General features: G+C 62.8%; 14 protein-coding genes. 7 read left to right on the top strand and 7 right to left on the bottom strand.

Features of this window, described 5'->3' with window-relative positions; translation table 11 throughout:
* Both VF629_RS03290 and VF629_RS03295 read left to right on the top strand, forming a co-directional pair.
* Positions 1–1732: gliding motility-associated C-terminal domain-containing protein (locus tag VF629_RS03290; protein WP_331057025.1), on the top strand; the 1732-nt coding region annotated here is incomplete at its 5' end.
* A gap of 75 nt (positions 1733–1807) precedes the next feature.
* The gene (locus VF629_RS03295; protein ID WP_331057026.1) at positions 1808–2779 is read left to right on the top strand and encodes a type IX secretion system membrane protein PorP/SprF; all 972 of its coding nucleotides are present in this window, start codon (positions 1808–1810) and stop codon (positions 2777–2779) included.
* A 249-nt stretch (positions 2780–3028) separates the two neighbouring features.
* On the opposite strand, the gene VF629_RS03300 is transcribed toward VF629_RS03295, so the two are convergent.
* From VF629_RS03300 to VF629_RS03315, 4 genes are all read right to left on the bottom strand, one after another.
* Entirely contained in the window at positions 3029–4252 is a 1224-nt protein-coding gene (locus tag VF629_RS03300; protein ID WP_331057027.1) for a hypothetical protein, read from the bottom strand.
* A gap of 3 nt (positions 4253–4255) precedes the next feature.
* Positions 4256–5137, bottom strand: a complete 882-nt coding sequence (gene fabD / locus VF629_RS03305; protein WP_331057028.1) for an ACP S-malonyltransferase — start codon at positions 5135–5137, stop codon at positions 4256–4258.
* Positions 5138–5620: 483 nt separating this feature from the next.
* Positions 5621–8584: a gliding motility-associated C-terminal domain-containing protein gene (locus VF629_RS03310; RefSeq protein ID WP_331057029.1), complete on the bottom strand. Its 2964-nt coding sequence runs from the start codon at positions 8582–8584 to the stop codon at positions 5621–5623.
* Positions 8585–8826: 242 nt separating this feature from the next.
* Entirely contained in the window at positions 8827–11796 is a 2970-nt protein-coding gene (locus VF629_RS03315; RefSeq protein ID WP_331057030.1) for a gliding motility-associated C-terminal domain-containing protein, read from the bottom strand.
* A 287-nt stretch (positions 11797–12083) separates the two neighbouring features.
* Here VF629_RS03315 and VF629_RS03320 point away from each other — a divergent pair, with 287 nt between their 5' ends.
* The 4 genes from VF629_RS03320 to VF629_RS03335 all read left to right on the top strand — a co-directional run bounded on the left by VF629_RS03320 (position 12084) and on the right by VF629_RS03335 (position 16137).
* Positions 12084–12839 (top strand): succinate dehydrogenase cytochrome b subunit, encoded by a 756-nt coding sequence (locus VF629_RS03320; RefSeq protein ID WP_331057031.1) that lies wholly within the window; start codon positions 12084–12086, stop codon positions 12837–12839.
* 103 nt (positions 12840–12942) lie between these two features.
* Entirely contained in the window at positions 12943–14877 is a 1935-nt protein-coding gene (locus VF629_RS03325) for a fumarate reductase/succinate dehydrogenase flavoprotein subunit (protein WP_331057032.1), read from the top strand.
* Between the two features lie 131 nt (positions 14878–15008).
* On the top strand, positions 15009–15764 hold the full coding sequence (locus VF629_RS03330) for a succinate dehydrogenase/fumarate reductase iron-sulfur subunit (protein WP_331057170.1): 756 nt from the start codon (positions 15009–15011) through the stop codon (positions 15762–15764).
* Between the two features lie 58 nt (positions 15765–15822).
* Positions 15823–16137 carry a DUF3817 domain-containing protein gene (locus VF629_RS03335; RefSeq protein WP_331057033.1) on the top strand — a complete coding sequence of 105 codons (315 nt, stop codon included), beginning with the start codon at positions 15823–15825 and terminating at the stop codon, positions 16135–16137.
* On the opposite strand, the gene VF629_RS03340 is transcribed toward VF629_RS03335, so the two are convergent.
* A complete protein-coding gene (locus tag VF629_RS03340; RefSeq protein WP_331057034.1) occupies positions 16130–17284 on the bottom strand; it encodes an MFS transporter in 1155 nt (384 codons plus the stop codon). The two genes, VF629_RS03335 and VF629_RS03340, sit on opposite strands and share 8 nt — an antisense overlap.
* Before the next feature lie 242 nt (positions 17285–17526).
* Between VF629_RS03340 and VF629_RS03345 the strand changes: the two genes are divergently transcribed.
* Positions 17527–18756, top strand: a complete 1230-nt coding sequence (locus VF629_RS03345) for an MFS transporter (RefSeq protein WP_331057035.1) — start codon at positions 17527–17529, stop codon at positions 18754–18756.
* Positions 18757–18840: 84 nt separating this feature from the next.
* Here VF629_RS03345 and VF629_RS03350 read toward each other — a convergent pair whose 3' ends face one another.
* Together VF629_RS03350 and VF629_RS03355 are read right to left on the bottom strand one after the other, a co-directional pair.
* Positions 18841–19254: a hypothetical protein gene (locus VF629_RS03350; RefSeq protein WP_331057036.1), complete on the bottom strand. Its 414-nt coding sequence runs from the start codon at positions 19252–19254 to the stop codon at positions 18841–18843.
* A 327-nt stretch (positions 19255–19581) separates the two neighbouring features.
* Positions 19582–20235: a helix-turn-helix transcriptional regulator gene (locus VF629_RS03355; protein WP_331057037.1), complete on the bottom strand. Its 654-nt coding sequence runs from the start codon at positions 20233–20235 to the stop codon at positions 19582–19584.
* Between the last annotated feature and the right edge of the window lie 124 nt (positions 20236–20359).

The raw sequence follows: 20359 nt of genomic DNA on the forward strand, positions 1-20359 counted from the left end.
CTACGCGCCCGGCCCACTTACCACCACCACCCTCTTCCGCCGCCGGGCGAGCGCGGGCAGCGCCTGCGCCCCGGTCTTTTCCAACGTGGTCAGAATTGCCGTAACCCCCGCCCTGACCGCCGGCACCATTGCCGCCGACCAGCTACTACTATGCCTGGGTGCAACTCCTGCCCCTCTTACCATCACGGCGGGCCCCAGCGGCGGCACGGGCAGCTACAACTACCAATGGGAATCATCGGGCAATAACGCAAACTGGACAATCGCCCCCGGCGCCGCCACTGGGACCACGTACCAGCCCGGCCCGCTCACGGGCGATACCTACTACCGCCTCCGAGTGACTTCGGGAACTTGCGAACCCGTGTACTCGCCCTCCGTTGCGCTGACGGTGCGGCTAACGCTGAACCCGGGTAGCATTGCAGCCGACCGGGACATCTGCGCGGGCACTGCGCCGGCACCACTGACCAGCACCGCCGAGGCCAGCGGCGGCACGGGCACGCCGGTTTACCAGTGGGAGCTCTCCACCGACAACGGCGCCACCTGGGCCGCCGTACCCGGCGCCACCGCCGCCACGCTCGCGCCCGGCCCGCTCACGACCACCACCCTCTTCCGCCGCCAAGTGACTTCGGGCACTGGCACTTGTTCAACCGGGATTTCCAACGTGGTGACGGTGCGGGTGCAGCCCGTCCTGACGCCCGCCGTAACGCTAGCAGTTCCGCCCGTGCAGTGCCCCGGCACAGCCCTGACGTTCACGGCCGTGGCAACCAACGCGGGCGCTGTGCCGGTTTTCCAATGGTTTGTTAACAACGCGGCCGTGGCCAGCGGGCCCACGTTCACCAGCAGCACGCTGGTTACCGGCGACGTAGTGCGGGTTGAGGTGACGACCGCGGCGGGGCTGTGCAGCACGGGCCCGGCCGTGGCCACGGTCACGGTGACGCGCACGCCGACGCCCCTGCCCACGCTCACCATCAATGCGCAGCCGGATGGGCCGGTTTGTCTGGGTGCACCGATTACCTTCACCCTTATAAGCGTGACCGACGGCGGCCCGGCCCCCCAATACCAGTGGCAGGTGAACGGCAGCGACGTGGCCGGTGCCACGGGCTCAACCTTCACCAGCTCGACACTGCGCGAAGGCCAAACCGTAACGCTGCGCCTGATTTCGACCAACGCCTGTGGGCAGCCCGTCACGGCGGTTTCCAACGGCATCCCGGTGCGCATCCAGCCGCCGGTTGACGTGGACGCCGGCCCCGACCGGGAGATTCTGGCGGGCACGTCCATCACGCTGGAAGGCCGCGCCGATGGCAACTACCCCGTGACGTGGACGCCGCAAGCGGGCCTGTCGTTCTCCGCCAACGACCCGCTGCGGCCCGTGGCCTCGCCCACCGTGACCACGACCTACACCATCTCGGCCGGCTCGGGTGGCTGCGCCGACTCCGACCAGGTGACCATTACGGTGCGCCCGGCCATTCGGATTCCCAACGCCTTCACGCCCAACAACGACGGCCGCGACGACACCTGGCAGATTGAGTTCATCGAGCAATTCCCGGACAATACCGTGAACGTGTTCAACCGCTGGGGCAACAAGGTTTTCTCGGCCAACAACTACAGCCGGGCCAACGAGTGGCGCGGCGACATCAACGGCCAGCCCGCGCCGGTGGGCACCTATTACTACGTGGTCGTGACGAAGGGCCCGCTGGGCAAGTCTTACAGCGGCTCGATTACGGTTTTGTATTAACAGCACGTCCGGCGGCGCGCACTGCCGCCGGACCATCTTCTTCTTTGATAAACAGACACCGAGGCCATTACTGTTATGAAAAGAGCTCTAACTCTGCTGCTGCTCCCGCTGCTAGTGGCCACCGTACCGGCCTTGGCCCAACAGCAGGCGCAGTACAGCCAGTACATGAACAACAATTACATCCTGAACCCCGGCACCACGGGCGTGGAGGATTACATCGACGTCAAGTTCAGCTACCGCACCCAGTGGACGGGCCTGGAGGGCGCGCCCAAAACCTACTACGCCAGCATCAACTCCTCGCTGGGCAAGTGGCGCAGCACGCCCAAGCGCACCATTCGGGACCGGCGGCGCCCGTTCCATGCCATCGGCGGCCTGGTGTACAATGACGTAACCGGGCCCACGAGCCGCACGGGGGCCTACCTTTCCTACGCCTACAACATGGTGCTGACGCCCGACCTCCGGGTGGCGCTGGGCGTGTCGGCGGGCATGCAGCAGTTTGCCGTCGATGGGCAGCAGCTGCGATTTTTCGACCCCACGACCCGCGCGGCCAGCGCGGCTTCGCGGGTGCTGGATGGGTCGGTGGGCTTGTGGGTGTACACCTCCAATTTCTACGTGGGCCTGTCGGGCGCGCAGCTGCTGGGCAACAAGCTCAATTTCTCCTACGGCCCCAATCAGATGGGCGAAGGCGCGCCCGGCAACACGCTGAAGCGGCACTACTTCGCCACGGCGGGCGTGCGAGTGCCCATCAATGATGAGTGGTCGCTGGTGCCGTCGGTGCTGGTGAAGGCCGTGAACCCGGCCCCGCTCTCGCTCGACCTCAACGCCAAGCTCAAGTACCAGGACCTGCTGTGGGCCGGCGTGTCGTGGCGCGCCTTCGACTCGGCCGTGGCGATGGTGGGCCTGAGCTACGAGCAATTCACGCTGGGCTATTCCTACGATGCGGGCCTTTCCGACCTGGCCGAGTACCACGGTGGCAGCCACGAGGTACTGGTAGGGCTACGGCTCAAGAAGAAAGCCCAAGTAGTGTGCACCAACCGGTTTTGGTAGGGAGCAGCTCACTGCGTGAGCAGCTGGTGATTTCCGACTACTTGCAGCGGTTTTTGGAGGCGATGTACGGTTCCGGTCCGACGCCTTAAGCGTCCGACCGGTTGTCGGGGGCCCGAGACAACCGAACGATTTCGTCCGACCAACGACCGGTCGGACGCCTAAGGCGTCGGACCGGAACCCGTACACCAACGTTGCAAACGCTCTGGAACACAAGCTCAACAGGACGTTCTTTTTCTTTGATTGGTCAGACTATCTCGCTTGCAACGTCAGGGGCGGCAGCTTGCGCAGAGCCGCAACGTTGCTTACAGCCCTTCCTGCTGAGTATAGCAGCCAAAACCCCACTACTCCCATTACGACGAGGCGGGCCAACTGAGGCAAACCCGGGCGGCCCGCTTGGCCTGCCACACGATGAACAGCCAGAACCACCACCGGCGCAAACAAGACGCTGGCGTAGCGCTCAGCGTCGTGCAGACCGGCGGCGCTGCGGGTGAAGGTGGTGGAAATAATCAGCAGCAGGACAAATACGACCGTCGAAGTCCACAAAACGCGCAGGAAGCGAGTGGCGCTGGGCAGCTCGTTGCCACTGGGGCTTTCTGCTACGGGTCCCCGAGGCCGCTGCGGCCACAGCAGCATCAGGATTCCCACCAACGCCAGGGCCCAGAGCAGTGACAACTCGGGGCGCCATGCGGCCTTCACGGGCAGCAGCCAGCGACTCAACACAAACCCGTAGTCGGCGGCGGAGCTGAAAAACTGCGGCCAGCCGCGGTTGAGCTTGTACACGCTGGGGGCCGCCAGCAGCAACGCGTAGTAATGCCAGGCCAGCCCGCCCAGCACCGTGAGGGCAAAATGCCCGGTCAGCGGCGCCCATTGCTTCGGCTGCTTTCGGGTTTCCAGCAAAAGCCCCGCCCCCACCCCAGCCAGCAGAAAAAAACCAGCCGTGCGCTGCAGCGGCAGCAGAAAGCCAAGCCCGGCAGCCAACGCAAACCACCCACCCTGCCGGGTGCGCCACCACTGAAACAACGCCCCGGCGTACCCCGCAAAAAGGGCCAGAAACGCCACTTCACCCCACACAAACTTGCTCACCACCAGCCACGGCGTGCTGAGCGCCACAGCCCAGGGCAGCACCGCCGCCCCGGGGCCGGGCAGCAGCCAGCGGCCCAAGCGGCTCCAGGCAACCAGGCTGGCCACCAAGCACGCCCCGTGCAGCACGCGCACACCGCTTGGGCTACCCATCAGCGCTACCAGCGCAGGGTACAGGGGCGGCCAGTAGCGGTAGGCCGAGCCGTCGGGGTTCAGCAGGCGGCCGGCTTCGCGCAAGGTACCGGCCGCGTGGAGGTAAAAGCCCGAGTCGGAAGTGCCGGCCAGGCCGGGCGCAGTAGCGGCGGCAAACAGGGCCAGCTGCACCAACGCCGCCAGCCCCACCGACCACGCAAACCACCGCGCCCCGGGCGCCGACTCCGCTCCTTCTGCCACGGCCTAGCCGATGGTGGCCGTGGGCACAATCTTCTTCACCAAGCCCTGCAACACCTTGCCGGGCCCGCACTCCACAAATTCGGTCGCGCCGTCGGCCGCCATGGCCTGCACGGCCTGGGTCCAACGCACGGGCGCGGTGAGTTGGGCCAGCAGGTTGGCTTTGATTTCGTCGGCGCTGGTGTGGGGCAGCGCGTCCACGTTTTGGTACACGGGGCAGCGGGCTTCGCCGAAGGTGGTTTTCTCGATGGCTTCGGCCAGGGCGGCGGCGGCGCTCTGCATGAGGGGCGAGTGGAAAGCCCCGCCAACTGGCAGCGGCAAGGCACGCTTGGCACCTGCGGCTTTCAGGGCTTCGCAAGCTTTGGTCACGCCTTCGGCCGAGCCGGAAATGACCAGCTGGCCGGGGCAGTTGTAGTTGGCGGCCACCACCACGTCGCCCGCCGCGGTGATTTCCTGGCAGATGCGCTCCACCGTGGCGTCGTCAAGGCCCAAAATGGCGGCCATGGTGCCGGGCTGCTCCTCGCAGGCGGCTTGCATGGCCTGGGCGCGGCGGGACACCAGCGGCAGGGCGTCCTCAAAACGCAGCACGCCGGCCGCCACCAGCGCCGAGAATTCGCCCAGCGAGTGGCCGGCCGTCATGGCAGGCTGCAGCTCGGGGCGGGCAATGAACTGAGCCACCGAATGCACAAAAATGGCCGGCTGGGTCACGTCGGTGCGGCGCAGGTCTTCGTCCGAGCCCGTGAACATGATGTCGGTCAGGCTGAAGCCCAGAATGTCGTTGGCTTGGGTGAGCAGCGCGCGGGCGTCCATGTTTTGGTCGAACAGCTCGCGGGCCATGCCAGGAAACTGGCTGCCTTGGCCGGGGAAGATGATGGCGGTTTTAACCACAGGAAAAAGATTGAGTGGATTGGTATAATGGAAGGCGAAAGTAAGCCAACAATTATTTCAGGGGAAGCCGACTCTTGTAGATGGTCGTTTTTGCCGTTGGTAGTCGGCTTCCAAACATGGAAGCTGTTTAGAAACTGTCATCCTGAGCACCGCGAAGGACCTTTTTACCTCTCAACGGACTGTTCTGACTTGAGAAGGTCCTTCGCTGCGCTCAGGATGACGGTCAAATGGTAAAAGCCACCGACTTTCTAAACAGCTTCATTACCAATCACGTGAAGGCTGTCATGCCGAGCGCAGCCGAGGCATCTCGCTGGGGTAGTAACTCAATCGAGTAGCCGAAGCAAGCAAGATGCCTCGGCTGCGCTCGGCATGACAGCGTGGAATTGTACATGTGAATTATAAACACCTCACAAAAAGAGCGGCTTGATGGGCAGAGTACATATACCCTACTCACCAAGCCGCTCTACGAAGCTTTAGTCTCCGCTAGCGGATGATTTCGACCCAGCCTTTGTAGGTGCGCTTGGTATTGGCGAAATCGGCAAACTCGACCTCGGCCAAATAGTAGTAGATGCCGCCGACTGGTTTGCCTGCGTTGGCGCTACTGCTTTCGCCGGTGGCGCCCACGCCGTTCCAGTTGATGAGGATGCGGTCGGCGGAGGTGGTGGTGTTTTCGAAGACTTTCACGCCCCAACGGTTAAATGCCTGGAAATGGATGCGCCGAACCGGGCTGCTGTTCTTCGGCCGGAACACGTCGTTCTGCGCATCCCCGTTTGGCGTAAAGATGTTGGGCAAGCGGAAGAACAGGCAGTTGTCCTGGCAGGCCACGTTGCTCGTGTCGCTCACCGCGCCGCTGGCAGCCACGGCCTGCACGGCATAGCAGCCGCCCGAGAACTCCAGGCCGCTGTGCACGTAGCTCGGCTGCGTGGTGGTGGCCAGCAGCGCGAACGGACCCGTAAGCGCGGGGCGGTAATAAAGGCGGTAGCTGGCAATGGTGGCGTCGCAGCCCGTGGGCAGGTTGCTCAGCGTCCAGCTCAAGCGGTTGGTGTAGGTGTCGCCGGGCTTGGGAAACTCCGGTTGATTGGCCAGCTCCTCGCAGTCTGTTGGGGCCAGGGTGAGTACCGGGGTGCACGGCGGCGGAATGAGCGCGGCGCATTGTTCCTGGCTCTTGTTCAGGAGCTGGTCGAGGTAGCGAATACCCGGATACAAGCCATTAGTTTGCACATAGTAGCAGTAGGTTTCCCCTTTCACCAGCGTGGGGTCGCGGTCTACGTAGCTGCCGCCCGTGGCCGTGGTGGGCGCCGTGCCCACCTGCACAAACGCGCTGCCCGGCGCATTGCCCCGCCGGAAAATGGTCACCGGGCGGGTGGCGTTGTCCCAGGGCACGTTGTAGGTCCAACTCACGGTCATGGTGGTGCCCAGGTTGGTGGGCACCGTGGTGATGCGCACACTGCTGGCCGTGGGCGACGTTTCCACCACGGGCGGGCCGGTGGCTAACGTGCGCACAAACTCCAGCTTGTAGGTGTACTGCCGGTCCTGCGTGTTGAGGTTGGTGTCGACCAGAGTGGTGTCGGTGAGGGTGGTAATGGTTCGCACGGGCACGAAAGTGGTGGGCGCCAGGCCCTCGCCGCGCGTCAGCACATAAGAGGGCGTCCCGTCGAACGTCAGCCCGACCACCGGCCGGGGCTGGGTCCAGCGCACGAAGACGCGGCCGGTGGTGGTACTGGTCGTTTCCACGTCCACGTTGGTAAGCTGCGCCGAGCGGCCGCCAAACGTTGCGCACGCCTCCGCCGACGCAATGCTGGCCCCGAAAGCAGGCCCCGGAAACTCCGCGTAGATGCGGTAGCAGTAGGTTTTTCCCCGCTCAAACCCTTGGTTGGCACCGCCCGTTGAGGGGTTGTTATCGATATAGGAAGTGGCGGTGGCCGGCACCGTGGCAATGCGCACGTAGCCCGACGAAGCCGGAATACCGGTTACGCAAGGCCCGGGGTCGGGTCCGGTACCTTCCTTGCGGTAGATGTGAATGCGCGTCGCGTTAGCGCATATGTAAGGGTTCCAGTTGAGCGTTACCCGGTTGAGGCCAGTGATGGCCTCGGGCACGGCCCGCAGGTTTTGCGGCGGCGGGCCCACCACCGTGATGCGCCAGGTTTTCTCGTCAATCAGCGGTTGGTTGCTGGGCGTAATCGGCGTGGGCGTGTCTTGGGCTTTGAACACGACCAGGTAAGGCAAGCGGGCCACGTCGTTGCACTGCGTTTGCCACCTGAAAGTGCCTTGGGCTTGCGGCGGGCCGGCGGTGGTTTGCTGGAAAGTGGCCGGCGGGATGATGCCCGAGTACGCAAACAAGGCCACCGGCGTCTGCGGGGTGCTGGTGGGCGACACCCCGTCGACGGCCGTCACGGTGCCGGTCACGACTTCGCCGGCAATCACGCAAATGTCCTCCGGAATGGTGATGGTGGGCCGCAAGTTGTTGCTAGCCACCACCACTATCTGCATGTCCCGGATGACCGACCCAATGAGGCTGGCGCCGCCCGATGCCGCGCGCCGGTACTCCCGAATAATCATGGCCACGTTGTAGATGCCCGCCCTGCCCGGCGCGTTCCAGGTAATCTGGCCCGTGTTGCGGTCCTGCACGAAAATGGCCGCGTCATTCACCCTCCCCGGCGGTACCCCGGTGTAGGCCACTTGCAGCGGATTGGGCCCGATGCTGGGGTCGTTAGGATACCGAAAACCGGGCACCACGACCGGCAAGGGAGTGTTGGTGCCCGTCTCACCGGGGCAAGGCGGCCCCAGAATGTCATCAGCCAGCAGGTCCACTTTTTGGCTGGGTTGCAGCTCGAATGTCAGCGAGTCACCGTCGGCGTCGAAAGCGGCGGGGTTATGCAGAAACACTTGGCCCACCCCGGCTTTGTCGATGGCCGGCGCCCTGAGCACCGGCGACCGGTTGCCATTGAGCGTCGGCCCGAGCACCACCGTCGTAGCAATGTAAAACGACTGGTTCAACGAATTGTCCATGTTCACCACCCCTTGGTTGCGGTTCTCACCGGTGAAGCGCACGGTGAACGTTCCGACGCTGGGGTAGGTGTGCTCGAAGTAATAGATATTGAGGGCGGTGTCGTTGTTACCCGGTATGGGCAGGGGCGCCGGGGTGGAGCGGGGCACGGGGGTGCAAGTGGCCGTGCCATCGCCAAAAAAAATGGTGACTGAGGGCTGCGTCACCACCAGGTTTGGTGGAATGCCAATGATGTCGGTATAGAGCACCATCTTGAAGAACACCCGGCGCGAACCTGGCAGGGCGCCCACGGTGGTATCGCCCTTGGCCGTGATTTCACCGGCCCGAATGTGGGAAGCCCACACAGCCGTGGGCCGCCACGCCAGCCCGGTAGCAAGGGCCACCAGCAGCAGCGCTACCCGCATCCACGCTGACCCTTGAAGTGAGAAAGATTTATTCATGCTGACGGGTGTGACAGAAGGGGAATAACAGAAGGTACAGACCGGCATCGAAGCCGAAAGGTGGCACCTTTTTGAGAAAAAATCAGCGTCGCAAGCCTCGCGGGTGCCGACGGCCAAATGATAAGTAATTCGCTTCGAGCAACTACCCCGCATTGCGTTGGTCCAGCGGCGGGCAGTTTCGATAATGGTAACCAAAAAAGCCGCCCCCGGTTGGGGCGGCTTTTTATTCAAAGCGCGTGGCGTTACCTGACGATTTCGACCCAGCCTTTGTAGGTGCGCTTGGTATTGGCGAAGTCGGCAAATTCCACCTCGGCCAAATAGTAGTAAATCCCGTCTACCACTTTCCGGCCGGCATTGGCTTCCTTCACTGGCCCGCCACCGTCCCAGTTGATGAGGATGCGGTCGGCGGCGGCGGTGGTGTTTTCGAAGACCTTCACGCCCCAGCGGTTAAACGCTTGGAAATGGATGCGCCGCACCGGGCTGCTGTTCTTCGGCCGGAACACGTCGTTGATGCCGTCGCCCGTGGGCGTGAAGATGTTCGGCAGCTTAAAGAATACGCAGTTGTCTTGGCAGGCCACGTTGCTCGTGTCGCTCACCGCGCCGCTGGGCGCCACGGCTTGCACGGCGTAGCAGCCGCCCGAGAACTCCAGGTCGTTGTGCACATAGCTCGGCTGCGCGGTGGTGCCAATGAGCGTGAACGCGCCGTTAGGCCCGGGCCGGTAGAACACGTTGTAGCTGGCAATGGTGGCGTCGCAGCCCGTGGGCAGGTTGCTCAGCGTCCACCGCAGGCGGTTGGAGTAGCGCTGGTTCAGCGTTGGGAATTCCTGCAGCGAAGCCAGGCTGTCGCAGTTGGTGGTTTGCAAGGTGAGCACCGGCGTGCACGGCGGGCTGGTGAGCACCAGGCAGCGCACCTGGCTGCGGTTTAGCAGGGAGCTGAGGTAGGCGATGCCGGGGTATTGCCCGTCCGTCTGCACGTAGTAGCAATACGTCTCGCCTTTGCGCAGGGCCGGGTCGTTGTCGGTGTAGGTGCCGCCGGTGGCCGTGGTCGGGGCCGTGTTCAGCCGGGTGAAGGGCCCGGTGTTGCCCGTGCGCCGGAAAATGGTCACCGGGCGCGAGGCATTGTCCCAGGGCACGTTGTAGGTCCAGCTCACCGTGACGGCGGTGGCCGCCGCATTGGCCGGCACCGCCGCTACCCGCACGCTGCTGGCCGTGGGCACTGCCTCCCGAATGGGGGCCCGGTTGTCGCCCGGCGGGAAGGTGCGCACAAACTCCAGCCGGTAGGTGTACTGCCGCTCCTCGGTGTTGATGTTGGTGTCGGTGTAGCAGGTATCGGCCAGCGTGGTGATGGTGGCGATGGTGGTGAACGTGGCCGGCGTGAGGCCTTCGCCGCGCGAGAGCACGTAGCTCGGCGTTCCTTCCAAGGTGCCCGTGGCGGCCCGGGGCCGGGTCCAGCACACCCCAATCTGGCCGTTGGTGACGCCCGTGTTTTCCACGTCCACTTTCACCAAGCGGGTGGGAGCGCCGGGGAAGGGCGCGCACACCTCGGCCGACGCAATGCTGGCCCCGAACGCAGGCCCCGGAAACTCCGCGTAGATGCGGTAGCAGTAGGTTTGGCCCCGGTCGAGGCCCAGCACGGTGCCGTTGGCGCTCACGTTGGTATCGGTGAACGAGGTTGCCGTGGCCGGCACCGAGGCAATGCGCGTATAGCCCGCGTTGTCCGGAATGCCGGTCACGCAGGGGCCCGGCACAAAACCCGACGGGTTAATCTTCCGGTAGATGTGAATGCGCGACGCATTGGCGCACTGGTAGGTGTTCCAATTCAGCTCGACCCGGTTGGGGTCGGTACCCGTGCCCACCAGGGGGTTGGCCCGCAGGTTTTGCGGAGCGGGACCCACCACCGTGATGCGCCAGGTTTTCTCGTCAATCAGCGGCGGGTTGCTGGGCGTAACCGGCGTGGGCGTGTCCTGGGCTTTGAACACCACTGTGTAAGGCTCCTGGGCCACGTTGTTGCACTGCGTTTGCCACGTGAAAGTGCCTTGGGCTTGCGGCGGCCCTTTCACGGTCTGCCGGAAAATGGCCGGCGGAATGATGCCCGAGTAAGCAAACAAGTCGATGGGCGTCTGCACCGTGTTGGGCCCCGTGCCGTCCACGGCCGTCACGGTGCCGGTCACGACTTCGCCGGCAATCACGCAAATGTCCTGCGGGATGGTGATGGTGGGCCGCACGTTGGCCGTGGCCACCACCACTATCTGCATGTCCCGAATCACGATACCGATTTTGCGTAATCCCGCCGGCGTCCGGCGGTACTCGTTTATTATCATGGCCACGTTGTAGGAGCCCGCCGCGATGGGCGCGTTCCACGTAATCTGGCCCGTGATGGAGTCTTGCACGAAAATAGCCGGTGCCCCGGGCACGCCCGCCGGAACCCCATTATAGGCCACCTGCACCGGTGGGTTGGCAGGTCCGGTAATGCTCGGGTCGTTGGGATAGCGAAAGTTGGTAACCGTTTGGGGCAGGGGCCGATTGTTGCCCGTGCCGGCGCCAGTACCCGTGCACGGAGCACCGCCTACGGTGCCGGAAATGCCGGCGGGTACCTGCTGGCTAGTGCGCAGGTAAAACCGCAATACGTCGCCGTCGGCATCAAAAGCGGCGGGGTTATGCAAAAATACTTGGCCCACCCCGGCCTTGTCGATGGCGGGAGCGGTGAGCACGGGCGACCGATTGACGCCCAATACCGGGTCGAGCCGGAAGGTGGTGCTGATATAGAACGTTTGGTCTAGCGGCCGGTCAATGTTCAACGACACGTTGCGGTTTTCGCCGATGTAGCTAACCGTGAAAGTGCCCGCGCTGGGGTAGGTGTGTTCAAAATAATAAATGTTGACGCTGGTGTCGGTGTTGCCAGGAATGGGCCGCCGACCACCAAAACGGTCAACGCCATCGATACAGCTGGAAACACCGTCGCCGAAAAAAACGGTGGCTTTGTCCGCCGGCACGCTGGAGGTGTTGTCGGTATACAGGATTAGCTTAAAAAACATCCGACGCGAGCCAATCGGTGCATTACGCGTGGTGTCGGGCTTCGCCTGAATGTCGCCGGCGCGGATGTGCGTGGCCCACGCGGCAGTGGGCCGCACCGCTAAGCCGAGGCCAATCACACACAGGAGCAACGCCCCCCGCACCCACGCTTTGACCCGAAGTGGAAAAATCTGTATCATACCAACGTGCTGATGACGAAAAGAATAAACGACAAAGTAGCCGTTTTATTGTAGTGGGGAGAAAGCCGTCAAAATTCCAACATTCGACAGCTACTGTGAGTTATGAACACACCGCGCCCGTGCGTGTAAACGATGCCGGCGCTGGATAGATTCACCACGGCGTGGCAATGTTTTTTTGGGGCCTTCCCACAGGCAAGAATCAGGCCGGTACGTTGCCCGGTTAGCGGGTGGGGGCTACCTTTGAGCACGATAAACTTACTTCTTCACTTCCCCAGTTTGGCTACTTTATGAGTTGGATAACAAAAACTTTAACCAGCAGTATCGGCCGGAAGATAATCATGTCGCTTACGGGCCTGTTTCTGTGCACGTTCCTGGTGGTTCACTTGGTGGGCAACCTGCAGCTGTTCAAGCACGACGGAGGCGCCGCTTTCAACACTTACTCGCACTTCATGGGCACCAACCCCATCATCCGCACCATCGAGTGGGGCTTGGTGCTGGGTTTTGGCTTTCACATTTACGAAGCTTTTGCCCTGACGCGCCGCAACAAGGCCGCCCGCGGCCACGGTTACGCGCAGTGGAAAGCCGAGCAAAACAGTGAGTGGACGTCGCGCAACATGGGCATCTTGGGCACCATCATCCTGATTTTCCTGATTGTGCACCTCTACAACTTCTTCTGGCGTGCCCGCTTCGCCGGCGACCTTCCCAAGATGGGCGGCGCCGACATCGAGACGCGCGACTACGACAACCTGTACCTGGCCGTGGTGTCGTCGTTCCACATCTGGTGGTACGTGCTGCTGTACGTGGCCGCTCAGATTAGCCTCGGCTACCACTTGTGGCACGGCTTCCGCTCGGGCTTCCAAACCCTGGGCCTGAACCACCGCAAGTACATGCCGCTGATTAAGTACTCCGGCTACGTGTTTGCCGTGGTGGTATCGGCGGGCTTTGCTTCCATGCCGCTGTATTTTTTCTTGTTCACCAACGAGCAAGGCGAACTAGCGGCCAATGCGCCGGCGTTGCTGCAAAGCGTGGCCGCCGCTTTTTAAGGCAGCAGTGACCCGTAAAATGGCAACTTGGTCGTAACACCTGGCCGGTTCAGCTGTTTACCTACTGTATTATTCCTCAGTCACTCCATCACTCAGTCGCTCTATGCTGTTGGATTCCAAGATTCCCGAAGGCCCCCTCGCCGAAAAGTGGGAGAAGCACAAGTTCAACGTTAAGCTCGTGAACCCCGCCAACAAGCGGAAGTACGACGTGATTGTGGTCGGCACGGGCTTGGCCGGTGCTTCGGCCGCCGCCTCGCTCGCCGAGCTGGGCTACAACGTGAAGGCTTTTACCTACCACGACTCGCCCCGTCGCGCGCACTCCATCGCGGCGCAGGGCGGAATCAACGCGGCTAAAAACTACCAGAACGACGGCGACTCCGTGTTCCGCTTGTTCTACGACACCATCAAGGGCGGCGACTACCGCGCCCGCGAAGCCAACGTGTACCGCCTGGCCCAGGTGTCGGTCAACATCATCGACCAGTGCGTGGCCCAGGGCGTGCCCTTTGCCCGCGAATACGGCGGCTTGCTGGCCAACCGTTCGTTCGGTGGCGCCCAGGTAAGCCGCACGTTCTACGCCCGCGGCCAGACCGGACAGCAGTTGCTCTTGGGCGCCTACTCGGCCCTGAGCCGGCAGGTAGCTTACGGCAAGGTAAAGCTCTACACCCGGTCGGAAATGCTCGACTTGGTGGTGGTAGATGGCCAGGCCCGCGGCATCGTGACCCGTCACCTGATTACGGGGGAAGTGGAAACGCACGCGGCCCACGCCGTGGTGCTGGCCACGGGCGGCTACGGCAACGTGTTCTACCTGAGCACCAACGCCAAATACTGCAACACCACGGCTGCATGGCGCGCCCATAAGAAGGGCGCCTTCTTCGCCAACCCCTGCTTCACCCAGATTCACCCCACCTGCATTCCGGTGAGCGGCGACTACCAGTCGAAGCTCACGCTGATGTCGGAGTCGCTCCGCAACGACGGCCGCGTGTGGGTACCCGCCACGGTTGAGATTGCCGAGCGCCTGCGCAAAGGCGAAATCAAGGCTACGGACATCAAAGAAGAGGACCGCGACTATTTCCTCGAGCGCAAGTACCCCGCCTTCGGCAACCTGGTGCCGCGCGACGTGGCCTCGCGCAACGCCAAGCAGATGTGCGACGAAGGCCGGGGCGTGGGCAGCAGCGGCTTGGCCGTGTACCTCGACTTTGCCGACGTTATCAAACGCACGGGTGCCGAGGCGGTGAGCCAGAAGTACGGCAACCTGTTTGCCATGTACGAGAAAATCACCGACGAAGACCCCTACAAACTGCCGATGCGCATTTACCCGGCGGTGCACTACACCATGGGCGGCCTGTGGGTTGACTACAACCTGCAAACCACCATCCCGGGCCTGTACGCCACCGGCGAGTGCAACTTCTCGGACCACGGCGCCAACCGCCTCGGAGCCTCGGCCCTGATGCAAGGCCTTGCCGACGGCTATTTCGTGATTCCGTACACCATTGGCGACTACCTAGCCAACACGGCGCCCAAGCCAGTTGATGCCAACCACCCCGCTTTCGCCGAAGCCAAAGCGTTTGTGCAGGCCCGTACCGAGCGCTTGCTCAGCATCAACGGCACGCGCACACCGGGCCAGTTCCACCGCGCCTTGGGCCTCCTCATGTGGGAGTACTGCGGCATGGCCCGCACCGCCGAAGGCCTCACCCACGCCAAAGCTGAGATTCGCAAGCTGCGGAACGAGTTCTGGACGGATGTGAAAATCACCGGCACCGGCGAAGAAATGAACCAGGCACTGGAAAGCGCCGGTCGCGTGGCCGACTTCCTGGAGCTGGGCGAACTGATGGTGGACGACGCCCTGAACCGCAACGAAAGCTGCGGCGGCCACTTCCGCGAAGAGTATCAGACCCCCGAAGGTGAAGCCCTGCGGGACGACGAAAACTTCGCCTACGTAGCGGCCTGGGAATACCAAGGCGAGAACCAGCCAGAGAAACTCAACAAGGAAGAATTAGCGTTTGAAAACGTGAAGCTGACCCAGCGCAGCTACAAATAATTAACTAATAATTATGAATTAGGAATTGAGAATTGAGTTTTGGTGGTGCTTCACGGCTTGCTAGTTCTTAATTCTTAATTCCTAATTATTAATTCCAACATATGGCCGGCTCCAATCCCAACGCCAAACCGATGAACCTCACCCTGAAAGTGTGGCGGCAACCCAACCGCAACACCGAAGGGCAAATTGTGGAGTATAAAGTGAAGGACATTTCGCCCGAGATGTCTTTCCTGGAAATGCTTGACGTGCTGAACGAAGACCTGTTGCACACCGGCCAAGACCCTGTGGCGTTCGACCACGACTGCCGCGAAGGCATTTGCGGTTCGTGCGACTTGTTCATCAACGGCCGCAGCCACGGCCCCGAGAAGGGTACGACGACCTGCCAGTTGCACATGCGCAAGTTTTCGGACGGTGACACCATCACCATCGAGCCCTGGCGCGCCAACGCTTTCCCCGTAAACAAAGACCTGAGCGTGGACCGCTCGGCGTTCGACCGCATCATTCAGGCGGGGGGTTACATAAGCGTGAACACCGGCGGTGCCCCTGACGGCAACGAAATCCCAATTCCGAAGGAAATTGCCGACCGGGCGTTTGAAGCAGCTACTTGCATTTCGTGCGGTGCTTGCGTAGCGGCGTGCAAGAATGCCTCGGCCATGCTGTTTGTGTCGGCCAAGGTGTCGCAATTGGCGCTGCTGCCCCAGGGCCACGCTGAGCGCAAAACCCGCGTGGAAAACATGGTGGCGCAGATGGACAAGGAAGGCTTCGGCGCTTGCTCGAACATCGGGTCTTGCGCAGCGGAGTGCCCGGTGGGCATTTCGTTGGAAAACATAGCCATTCTCAACCGCGAATACATCGCGGCCAAGGCGACGTCCAACAACCTAGCTTAATCAAGCAACTTTTTGATGAAAAGCGCGGCGGTCATTCGCCGCGCTTTTTTGCTTTTGTATGAAAGATTTTCTGCTGACCGGATTGGGCCGCTTGCGCCTCGTGGCCATCCTCGAAGGGGTGTCGTTTTTGGTACTGCTGCTCGTTGCGATGCCGTTGAAATACCTCGCCGGCCAGCCGCAGGCGGTGAAGCACGTGGGCATGGCGCACGGGTTGCTGTTTGTGCTCTATGTCTTCCTGCTGATTCAGCAGAGCATTGAGCGCAGCTGGTCGTTTAAGAAAGCGCTGCTGGGGTTTGTGGCTTCACTGGTGCCATTTGGCACTTTCTGGGCCGACAAAAAGCTCTTTCAACCCAGCGAGACAGCGGCTAATTAGGGCTTGACGCTTCGGCGTCTTCGGGCAGCTTGGGCACCAGGTAGATTATCAGGCCACCCAGTAAGGCGACCAAGGCAAACGACCAGCGCAGGCTGGCGGCTTTGGCCACGAAGCCAACGAGCGGCGGCACCATGAGGAAGCCGAAGTAGCTCACCGTTGACACGGAAGCAATAGCGGTGCCAGCCCCCAGTGGGTTGGCTTTGCCCACGAGGCTGAACACCAACGGCACCACGCAAGACACGCCAAAACCGCCCAGCACGAACCCCAGGCCCGCCACTAACGGCGTTGGGAAAGCCGCCGCCAGCAGCAAGCCGCTACTCATGAGTACGCCGCTGACTTGCAGGATGGGTTTGGTGCCGAAACGCTCCACGAGCCAGTCGCCCAGGAAGCGGCCGGTGGTCATGGCCACCATGTAGAGCGTGAATCCGACCGGCGCCAGGTTTTTGGGCGCGTGCACGGCATCGGTGAAGTACACGCCGCTCCAGTCGTAGAACGTGCCTTCGCAGGCCATGGAGGCGAACGTGATGAGCCCAAATTTCAGCACGGTTTTGTCGGGCCACGAGAGGACCGACTTGGTGGCCGGCGAAGGCGGGGTGGGCAACGTTTCGGAGAAAAAGGCCAGCGAAAGCCCCGTCAAAAGCACCGAAACGGTCACGAAGTGGTAATTGGTGGACACGTCGTTCCGGATGAGCAACGCCCCTACCCCGGCCGCGGCAAAGCCCGCCACGCTCCAAATGCCGTGAAAGGTGGCAATGATGGACCGCTCGTAGAAAGCCTGCACGGCCACCGACTGCGCGTTCACCGACAGGTTGAGCAGGTTGCGCGACGAGCCAAAGCAGAAGAGCAGCACCGCAAGTTGCCAGGTCTGCCCCACCGAGCCCAACAAGCCCAGCGCCAGGTTGTAGAGCACGGCCCCCGCTATCATCACCTGGCGGCTGCTGAAGCGCTGCAGCAGTTTTCCAGTTACGGGCAAGGTGAGCATCAGGCCCGCCGGCAAGGCCAGCAGCACGGCGCCCAATTCGGCTTCGTTTAGGCCCAGGCGCTGCTGAATGAGGGGAATGCGTGAGGCCCAGGTGGCAAATCCAAACCCCGAGACAAAGAAAAATAGCGCAATGGCTAGGCGCGCCCGCGTCGGAGACGTGCGCATGGTCAAAACTTCACTCATTGTATAAGGCAAGGGCCCGCCCACCCGTCAACCTTTCTCGAAGGCGCAGGCACTGAGTGGGTTCGGGCTTAAAAGTTGGCGGGTAGCTGTGGAACCGAAGCTGGCCTCGCTACATAGGTTCATATCAGCAACAAAGGTCCTGTAGACGAGCGGAAGCCGCAACGGGTTCCTACTGTTGGGCTGCCCGACGGGTCTGCCTGGTGCCTGGCACCGTATTTTGTACCGTGCCTCTTCCCTCCGACCGCCGCTTGCCGTTGCTCTACGCCATCATTTTGGTGGACGTAATCGTGGGGGCGGCGGTGGGGCCGGTATTGCCCGAATTTGTGCGGGGCCTGCGCGAGCCGCAGTTGTGGCTGTCGGTGGGCACGGGGATATTCCTAGGCGTGCAGTTGTTTTCGGCTCCCCTGCTGGGGCGGCTGAGCGACGGCTACGGGCGGCGGCCCATTTTTATCTTGTCGGCCGTGGGCACCTTGCTGGCCAATGCGCTGCTGCTGCCCGTGCGGGCCGGCCTGTATTTCGCCAACCGCGTCTCTGACGGCCTGACCAACGGCATGTACGCCACGGTGCGCTCGGCCATCACCGACATTTCGCCGCCCGAACGGCTGTTTCGCAACCTGGGCATCGAAGGGGCCATCATTTCGCTGGGCTTTGTGCTGGGGCCCATGGCCGCGGGGGTGCTGCTCACGGTGCTGCGCGTGCCCACCGCCCAGCAGGCGGCGTACGTGGTGGGGCTGGCCGTGGCGCTGGCGGGGCTCAACGTGCTGCTGAGCTTGTGGCTGCCCGAAACCCACACCCAGCGCAACGGCGTGCGCGGCGCCGAGCTGCGGGCCGAACTGGCCAGCAGCGTCAACCCACTCACGCTGTGGGCCCGGCTCCGGGAGAAAGACGCCACCACGCCCGGGCTGCGCCGCATTGTGCTCACGCAAGTGGCCCTCACGTGCAGCACGGGCTACTATTTCTACTTTGTGCCCTTCGCCAGCCTGAGTGCGCTGCGGATGGATGCCCGCGCCATTTCCTACTTCTTCATGTTTTTCGGCGGCCTGAGCATTGTGCTGAACTACGTGTTCTACACCTACGTGGCCGACCGCATCAACCAGCGACGCGCCATTGTGTGGCTGGCCGCGCTGGGCGCTCCGGTGCTGGCCGGCTACGGCCTGGTGGGCAGTTCGCGCAGCACGCTCTACGTGCTGGTTACGCTCGATTGCCTCACGCTCTCCCTCATTCAGGGCTTGCTGGAAGGCTTGTTGGCGCAGCGCACCAGCGACGCCGACCGCGGCGAAGTGTTTGGCCTGAACCAAGCTTTCCAGGGGCTGGCGAGCTTTGTGACGACCCTCGTTTTCGGTGGCCTGTCGGTGCTGGACTTGCGGCTGCCGTGGGCGTGGTTTGCGCTGTGCCTGGCGGTGGTAACGGTGCTGGCGGCGCGGCAGGAGCCCCCAAAAGTGACTCCGAAGTAGTGCGCCGGGGTCGTCTGCATCAACGAAAAACGGCCCCCAACCGGTGGGCTGGGGGCCGTTGTCGACCTAGTGCGAGCACCAATTTTACAGGGCCGCCTTGCGGGCCGTCACTTCGGCCACGAAAGTGTTGATTTCGGCAATCTGCACCTGCACCTGGCGTAGGTCGAGGGCGCGGTTGAGGGCGGCCACGGGGCCGCGCAGCTGCTGGCTGGCCGTAAGGTTGTCGCGGCGCTGGGTGGCGCGGCGCAGGTCGCCCTCGGTGTTTAAGCGGGCCTTGCTGCCGGCGGGCAGGGTGCCCACCACCGGCGTGAGGGCGGCGATGATGGCATCCTGGGCGGAGAGGTCGGCGGTGATGTCGGCGGCGCTTTCGCTGGTGCGCTCGCCCTGGGCGTCGAGCACGGTTTCGCGCACGTTCAGGTCGCGCAGCTCAAATTGGGTCTGGGTGAGCACCGTGTCGCACTCGGCCACGGAGGTCAACAATTCAACGGGGTATGCCATTGGTTTTTTGGGTAAATGGTTGGAAAAAGATTGATTTCCCCGCCAACGGTACGGTTGTGCTTTTGGTATATAAATACTCAAATATACTTTTCACTTGCGTGATACAGGATTCTGACGAGCAGGATGGTAGAGAGCCTCCTAAAAGTTGTTTCAATTAGTTAAAAAGAGCCCAGCGGCGGTAGAGACGCAACATCTTGCGTCTCGGCGTTTGCGCCGTTTAGATGCCGTTTGTACATCATCGTTCGGTGCGTAGTCGTTCAACGACGAGACGCAAGATGTTGCATCTCTACCGCGGAAGGCCACCTGAGAAGTAACCCAAACAGCTTCTTACCCCAGCCCTTCACCCTGCGGCAACCCCGCCAGCGTTGCCGCTTCGGCTTCCAGGGCCGCCATGCGTACCAGCAGCAGCGCCAGGCCGGTGGGGGCGTCGGGCCGGCGCGCGGGGGCCGCGGGCAGCTTGGCAGCCAGCTCGGCCAGCCAGCGGCGCAGGTGAGCTTGTTCTTCGGGGGTGGCGCCGGCGGGGTCGTGCGGGTGGGGCGTGAGCAAGGCTTCCAGCACCGGCAGGGCCCAGCGGCGGCGCTCCTGCGCAGCGGCCCGGTCGGTGAGCACGTACAGGTCGCGCCGCAGCAGGGCCAGCCGGCGGGCGCACTGCCGCTGCCGCTTCTGGAGCGGGCCGGCGGCGAGAGGGCCCGGCAGGGGCAGTTCCGGACCGAACAAGGGCTGGGCGGCGGGGGTCACGTAGGCAGGTGCAGGGGGCGCGGCCACGCCAGTGCCTTCGGGCGGGGGCAGCAGCCGGGCCAGGCGCGCAAGGCGCAGGTTGGCGAGCGGGGTGGCGCGGCGCCGGCCGGCTTCGAGGTGGGCCACGTAGCCGCTACTTACGTTCAAGTAGCGCCCCAACTCTGCCTGGGTAAGGCCGAAGTGACCACGAATGCCCGCCGCCAGCGCGTTGGAGGAGACGGAATGCGTGAGGGCACAGGCCATAGCTAGGCAGCGGTAGAGAACGTGAGAAAAACTTTTTGATTCTCTACCAACGAGGTAGAGGGTGAAATATTTTTTCTCTCATTCTCTATCCATGGTGCACTGGCCTCTGGTCTACCCATCCGAG

This window comes from Hymenobacter sp. (genome assembly GCF_036388155.1).
In the GTDB taxonomy this organism is placed as follows: Bacteria; Bacteroidota; Bacteroidia; order Cytophagales; family Hymenobacteraceae; genus Hymenobacter.

Coding starts and splice junctions, on each gene's coding strand:
- VF629_RS03295 (WP_331057026.1), top strand. CDS start 1,808: ATGAAAAGAGCTCTAACTCTGCTGCTGCTCCCGCTGCTAGTGGCCACC.
- VF629_RS03310 (WP_331057029.1), bottom strand. CDS start 8,584: ATGAATAAATCTTTCTCACTTCAAGGGTCAGCGTGGATGCGGGTAGCG.
- VF629_RS03315 (WP_331057030.1), bottom strand. CDS start 11,796: ATGATACAGATTTTTCCACTTCGGGTCAAAGCGTGGGTGCGGGGGGCG.
- VF629_RS03320 (WP_331057031.1), top strand. CDS start 12,084: ATGAGTTGGATAACAAAAACTTTAACCAGCAGTATCGGCCGGAAGATA.
- VF629_RS03325 (WP_331057032.1), top strand. CDS start 12,943: ATGCTGTTGGATTCCAAGATTCCCGAAGGCCCCCTCGCCGAAAAGTGG.
- VF629_RS03330 (WP_331057170.1), top strand. CDS start 15,009: ATGAACCTCACCCTGAAAGTGTGGCGGCAACCCAACCGCAACACCGAA.
- VF629_RS03335 (WP_331057033.1), top strand. CDS start 15,823: ATGAAAGATTTTCTGCTGACCGGATTGGGCCGCTTGCGCCTCGTGGCC.
- VF629_RS03340 (WP_331057034.1), bottom strand. CDS start 17,284: ATGCGCACGTCTCCGACGCGGGCGCGCCTAGCCATTGCGCTATTTTTC.
- VF629_RS03350 (WP_331057036.1), bottom strand. CDS start 19,254: ATGGCATACCCCGTTGAATTGTTGACCTCCGTGGCCGAGTGCGACACG.
- VF629_RS03355 (WP_331057037.1), bottom strand. CDS start 20,235: ATGGCCTGTGCCCTCACGCATTCCGTCTCCTCCAACGCGCTGGCGGCG.